Below are 289 nucleotides of genomic sequence, written 5' to 3'. Positions count from 1 at the left end.
GCCAGACCCCAGGCCATAGCGGCGCAGATCGCCATCAGTGAAAAAATGGACAACAGGATCTGCGGCAAAGGGCGCAGCGCCATTAAAAAGATCTGCTTGTCAAAACCCAGGCCGATTTGCCAGCCGATGGCCATATACGCTATCGCCAGTAGCCATTCCGGCAGTTCAATTACCATCACACCACCTGCGTTCAGCAGTGCGCCCGCCAGCATCGGCAGCAACATGACGCCAGAGGGAATACGCAGTAAGCGCCCGGCTATACCGGCAACTGCGGCCAGCAAGATGGTGC

1 protein-coding gene is annotated in these 289 nt (G+C 57.8%); it reads right to left on the bottom strand.

The window, feature by feature from the left end:
* On the bottom strand, positions 1 to 289 hold a 289-nt coding region (locus FDX22_RS15835; protein WP_186805328.1), incomplete at both ends, for an AbrB family transcriptional regulator.

This window comes from Citrobacter sp. TBCS-14 (assembly GCF_005280805.1).
GTDB lineage: Bacteria > Pseudomonadota > Gammaproteobacteria > Enterobacterales > Enterobacteriaceae > Citrobacter > Citrobacter gillenii.
The sequence above is the reverse complement of the archived record's forward strand: the minus strand, read 5'-3'. Positions and strand labels throughout refer to the sequence as shown.